The organism is Bradyrhizobium sp., assembly GCF_049798375.1.
GTDB lineage: Bacteria > Pseudomonadota > Alphaproteobacteria > Rhizobiales > Xanthobacteraceae > Bradyrhizobium.
The window spans coordinates 1-5,014 of record NZ_JBARGP010000714.1 but is presented as its reverse complement, the minus strand read 5'-3'; the positions used below and the strand labels follow the sequence as shown (position 1 = coordinate 5,014).

Genomic DNA, 5,014 nt, shown 5'->3' with positions numbered 1-5,014 from the left:
GCCTGCGCCGCGGCGGCGACCGCCCGGGCCCCCGTGACGGGTGCCGGCGCAGGGGCCGGCTTCGGTGCAGGCGTGGAAACGACGATCGGCGCGGGCTCCGGCTCGGCCTCGAGCGCCGCGGACAAGGGACGCGCGGCGCTGGCAATCCTCGAGAGCCGCCGCACCACCTGGTCGCCTTCCATCAGCTGCCTCTTCAGCTGCTCCGACATCTGCGTCGCGGCGCCCATCTGGTTGCCGAGGTTCTCGTTGACGTCGCGCACCGCGAGCTTGAGGCCGCCGATCGCGCGCTCGGCGATCTCGGTCGCGGTGATCAGCTCCGCGATCACGGCCTTCAACGAATGCTCGTCCGACTTCAGCCGCTTCAGCCGCGTATTGAGCAGCATGCAGTAGCCGATGGTCAGCACCAGCAGGACCGCCACAAGGCTTTCGATGATCAACCCGAGGGCGTGGTTCATTGTGCCTCCATCAACTTGTTCTGGCCTTCGGCCCCTTCGAACATCGCAAGCGTCGTATGCGGCTTGCGCAACTGTTTGGTGACGCGGATCGCGACGCGATCGCCGACCCGGCCCATCCGTCCTTCGGTCAGCGTGGTCGCGCCGCAGCGGACCGCGACCAGTGCGTCGGGACGGATGTCGAGCGGCAGCGTGTCGCCGACCTTGAGCTGCATCAGCTGCTTAAGCGGCACGTCGGCCTCGTACAGCACCGCGTCGACGGAGATCTCGGCCTGCGAGATCTCGGTGGCGAAATGGCCTTCCCACACCGGGTCGCGGCCGAACTTCTCGCCCATGAACATCTGCAGCAGAACGGGCCGGATCGGCTCGATCGTCGCATAGGGCAGCAGCAGTTCGACGTTGCCGCCGCGATCTTCCATGTCGATGCGCAGGCGCACCAGGATCGCGGCGTTGGCGGGACGGCTGATCGCGGCGAAGCGCGGGTTGGTCTCGAGCCGGTCGATGGTGAAGCGCACCGGCGACAGCGGCCGGAACGCCTGCTCGGCGTCGGCAAGCACGACTTCGATCAGCCGCTTCACCAGATTGGTCTCGATCGTGGTGTAGGGCCGGCCTTCGACCCGCATCGCGGCGTTGCCGCGGCGGCCGCCGAGCAGCACGTCGATGATCGCGTAGATCAGCGTCGAGTCGACGGTGGCGAGTCCGAAATTCTCCCACTCCTCGGCCTTGAACACCGAGAGCACCGCCGGCAGCGGAATCGAGTTCATGTAGTCGCCGAAGCGCACCGAGGTGATGCGGTCGAGCGAGACCTCGACGTTGTCGGAGGTGAAATTGCGCAACGATGTCGTCATCAGCCGCACCAGGCGGTCGAAGACGATCTCGAGCATCGGCAGGCGCTCGTAGGACACCATCGCCGAATCGATGATGGCGCGGATGCCGGAATGATCGTCGAGATTGACTTCGCCGGCCGTGAAGCCGAGCAAATTGTCGATCTCCTCCTGCGACAGCACCCGCTCGCCGCCGCCATTCTTGGTGGCGCCGAAGTCGCGGCTGCCGTCCTCGACCATCGCCGCCCACTGCAGCGACATCGATTCCGTGAGTTCGTTAGCTGCAGCGGCTTCCGCAGCCTCAGCGGGATCCTCGCTCTCGAGCGAGGCTTCCCATTGCGCGGCTATCGCATCTTGGTCGGCTTGATCGTTGCCCGCCATATCCTTGAATCCCGATGTCCCTGAATCCCGCGCCTTACTGAACCACGATTTCCTTGAACAGCACCGCGTTGACCTCGTTAGGGGCCAGCGCGACGTTGACCCGCTTGGTCAGCTCTTCCTTGAGGCGGAACAGGCCGGCCGAACCGTTGAGGTCGCTCGGACGCAGCTCGCGCAGATAGGTCTGGAAGATGTCGCTGACGCGCGGCAGGCTCGGCTTGATGTGCTCGACCTGCTTCTCTTCCTTGACCTCGAGCACGACCTTGACCTTGAGGTACTGCACGCGGTCGCCGGGATTGCCGACCAGATTGACCAGGAGGTCAGGCACCTCGACGAAGCTCGGCGGCTTCGGTGGCGGCGCGGCTTCGGCGTGGTGCTCCTCGCCCTTCTTGCCAAACAGGAGGAAATAGCCGGCGGCACCGCCGCCGAGGATCGCGAGCACGCCAACGGCGATGATGATCAGCTTGAGCTTGCTTTTGGGCGCGCCGAGCTCTTCGCCCTCGCCTGCTCCGCCTTCATTCTCAGCCATGGCTTTCGGTCCTTTGGAATTGGGCCGATGCCGCCAGAAAGCCTACGACGCGATACCAACGCTCCCAGCGCACCTGCGCTTCTTGAGCGGACGCTACGGTAAGAATGGTTAATGGAACCTTTCTTTCGCCCCTGCGGTGGGAAAAACTTGCCGGGCAATTATAGTGAATGAGACGTTATTGCCGGGCGGTTTTCAGTCCATAAAAATCCTAGATCATTGATTTCATGAACTAATTCGAGTTGGCACGGCATTCGCAATCCCCTTGAGCGAACCGGCAGGCTTGGGAGAGCCGAACGGTTCGGAGCACCCCGCAAAGAGCGGCCTGGGAGGGCTGATCGCTGCGGGCATCGTTAAAGGGGAGCTTGACCGGTGGAGAATGCGCTTCTCGTCGGATTGTCGCGGCAGATGGTGCTGGAACGACAACTCGACGTCGTTGCCAACAACGTTGCCAACGTCAACACCAACGGCTTCAAGGCCGACCACCAGCTGTTCGAGGAATTTCTCACCTCGGGCGCGCATGAGGACAATTTCCAGGGCAACGACCGGCGCGTCTCCTATGTGCAGGACCGCGGCACCTATCGCGACGCTTCGCAGGGCGCGATCCAGAGCACCGGCAATCCACTCGACGTCGCCATCAACGGCTCCGGCCATCTCGCGGTGCAGACCGCCAATGGCGAGCGCTACACCCGCGACGGCAATCTGCATCTCAACAACACCGGTCAGCTCGTGACCGCCTCGGGTGACGCGGTGCTCGGCACCGGCGGCCCGATCGTATTCCAGCCGACCGACCATGACATCACCATCTCGCCTGACGGCACCGTCACCGTCGTCGAAGGCGTCAACCGCGCCGACTCGATCCGCGGCAAGCTGCGCATCGTCAACTTCGCCGATCCGCAATCCGTCCAGAAGCAGGGCAACAACCTCTACGCCGCCGGCGATGGCGCGGTGCCGCAGCCAGATACGAAATCGACCATCCAGCAGGGCTCCATCGAGAAGTCGAACGTGAATGCGGTCGGCGAGATGAGCCACATGGTCGAAGTCACCCGGACCTATCAACAGATCTCGAACTTGCTGCAGATGCAGAGCGACCTGCGCAAGTCCGCGATCGAAAAACTCGCCGACGTTCCGGCCTGAACCTCGCAGAATTTGAAGGAGATTTGACATGCAGGCGCTTCACACCGCTGCGACCGGAATGGCGGCACAGGAACTCAACGTTCAGGTGATCTCGAACAACATCGCCAACTTGCGCACCACCGGCTTCAAGAAGCAGACGGCGGCGTTCCAGGACCTGATCTACGAACATGTCCGCCGCGTCGGCGCGCAAGCCTCGGACCAGGGCACGGTCCTTCCGGTCGGCATCGATATCGGTGGCGGCGTCAAGACCGTCGGCACCCCCCGTTCGATGACCCAGGGCACGCTGTCGCAGACCGGCAACGATCTCGACCTCTCCATCACCGGCGAGGGGTTCTTCAAGGTCCTGATGCCGGATGGCACCTTTCAGTACACCCGCGACGGCACCTTCCAGATGGACAATCAGGGCCGCATCGTCACTGCCCAGGGCAACCCGGTCCAGCCGACCATCACGATCCCGAACAACTCCTCGGGCATCACCGTGAACGCGCAGGGCCAGGTCTCGGTGACGCTGCCGGGCTCGACCACCTCGCAGATCATCGGCCAGATCCAGCTCACCCGCTTCATCAACAAGGCCGGCCTGCAGCCGGTCGGCAGCAACCAGTACACCGACACGCCCTCCTCCGGCCAGCCGCAGGACGGCGTCGCCAACGCGGAAGGCTACGGCACCATCACCCAGGGCAGCCTCGAGCAGGCCAATGTCGATGTCGTCTCCGAGATGAGCGAGCTGATCGCCGCCCAGCGCGCCTACGAGATGAACGCCAAGGTCATCACCGCCGCCGACCAGATGATGCAATCCACCACCGCGCTGTTCCGCTGAGCCGAGCTGAGGGATTTTTGCCATGATGATCCGCACCTCCCACAGACTGCTGCTGGCCACTGCGCTGCTCGCCTCGACCACGCTGCCGGCATTCGCCGGCGCAGCTCAAAATCAAGTCCAAAATCAGATCCAGGATCAAAGCGCAGCGGATCAGATCGCCGCCCCGGTGCTGCACGCTGCGGTCAACGTCACCGGCGACATCGTGCGCGTCGGCGACCTGATCGACAACGCCGGCGCCGCGGCCCAGGTCGCAGTCTACCGTGCCCCCGACCTCGGCACGACGGGCCTGCTGCCGACTGCCCAGGTGATCGCGGCGCTGCGCAGCCACCAGGTGATCGGCGTCGACACCCGCAACATCAAGGAAGTCGCGGTGACGCGGCTCGCGCGCACCATCGGCGCCAAGGACGTCGAGCTCGCGGTGTCCAAGGCGATCGAGCACCGCTCGGGCCTCGGCGACGCCGCCAACCTCACCGTCACCATCGACCAGCCGGTGCAGGACCTGAAGCTCGATGCCAACAACACCGGCACGCTGGCGCCGAGCGCAGTCCGTGTCGATCCGCGCAACGGCCGCTTCGACGTCGCCTTCGAGCTCGGCGACGGAGTGGCCGCAGGCACCACCAAGCTGCGCTTCACCGGAACGGCAATCGAGACCGTCGAAGTCGCGGTGCTGACCCGTAACATCGAGCGCACCGACGTGCTGCGCACCAGCGACATCGTGATCGAGCGCCGCCCGAAGGCCGAGCTTGGCGGCGGCGAACCGATCTCGCGCGCTGCCGCCCTCGGCATGCAGACGCGCCGGCCGCTGCGCGCCGGCCAGGCGCTGAAGGCGCTTGATCTCGCCAAGCCCGACCTGGTGCAGCGCGACCAGGACGTCACCATC

The 5,014-nt window shown here is 64.7% G+C and carries 6 protein-coding genes; 3 read left to right on the top strand and 3 right to left on the bottom strand.

From position 1 onward, the window contains the following. The 3 genes from WA702_RS27880 to fliL form a co-directional block, all read right to left on the bottom strand. Positions 1-455, bottom strand: a 455-nt coding sequence (locus tag WA702_RS27880; RefSeq protein ID WP_425113761.1) for a DUF6468 domain-containing protein, incomplete at its 3' end; no start/stop codon positions are given. Then, complete coding sequence (gene fliM, locus WA702_RS27875; protein ID WP_425113760.1) at positions 452-1,657, bottom strand: flagellar motor switch protein FliM; 1,206 nt, start codon at positions 1,655-1,657, stop codon at positions 452-454. The genes fliM and WA702_RS27880, both read right to left, overlap by 4 nt. Before the next feature lie 34 nt (positions 1,658-1,691). Beyond that, positions 1,692-2,183: a flagellar basal body-associated protein FliL gene (fliL, locus tag WA702_RS27870; RefSeq protein WP_425113759.1), complete on the bottom strand. Its 492-nt coding sequence runs from the start codon at positions 2,181-2,183 to the stop codon at positions 1,692-1,694. A 369-nt stretch (positions 2,184-2,552) separates the two neighbouring features. Between fliL and flgF the strand changes: the two genes are divergently transcribed. The 3 genes from flgF to flgA form a co-directional block, all read left to right on the top strand. Beyond that, complete coding sequence (flgF, locus tag WA702_RS27865) at positions 2,553-3,317, top strand: flagellar basal-body rod protein FlgF (RefSeq protein ID WP_425113758.1); 765 nt, start codon at positions 2,553-2,555, stop codon at positions 3,315-3,317. Positions 3,318-3,345: 28 nt separating this feature from the next. After that, a complete protein-coding gene (gene flgG / locus WA702_RS27860; RefSeq protein WP_425113757.1) occupies positions 3,346-4,134 on the top strand; it encodes a flagellar basal-body rod protein FlgG in 789 nt (262 codons plus the stop codon). A gap of 22 nt (positions 4,135-4,156) precedes the next feature. Continuing rightward, the coding region (gene flgA / locus WA702_RS27855; protein WP_425113756.1) for a flagellar basal body P-ring formation chaperone FlgA at positions 4,157-5,014 on the top strand (858 nt) is incomplete at its 3' end.

Bases quoted from the DNA above. Each gene is read 5' to 3' on its own strand.
- fliM (WP_425113760.1), bottom strand. From the start codon at position 1,657: ATGGCGGGCAACGATCAAGCCGACCAAGATGCGATAGCCGCGCAATGG.
- flgG (WP_425113757.1), top strand. From the start codon at position 3,346: ATGCAGGCGCTTCACACCGCTGCGACCGGAATGGCGGCACAGGAACTC.
- fliL (WP_425113759.1), bottom strand. From the start codon at position 2,183: ATGGCTGAGAATGAAGGCGGAGCAGGCGAGGGCGAAGAGCTCGGCGCG.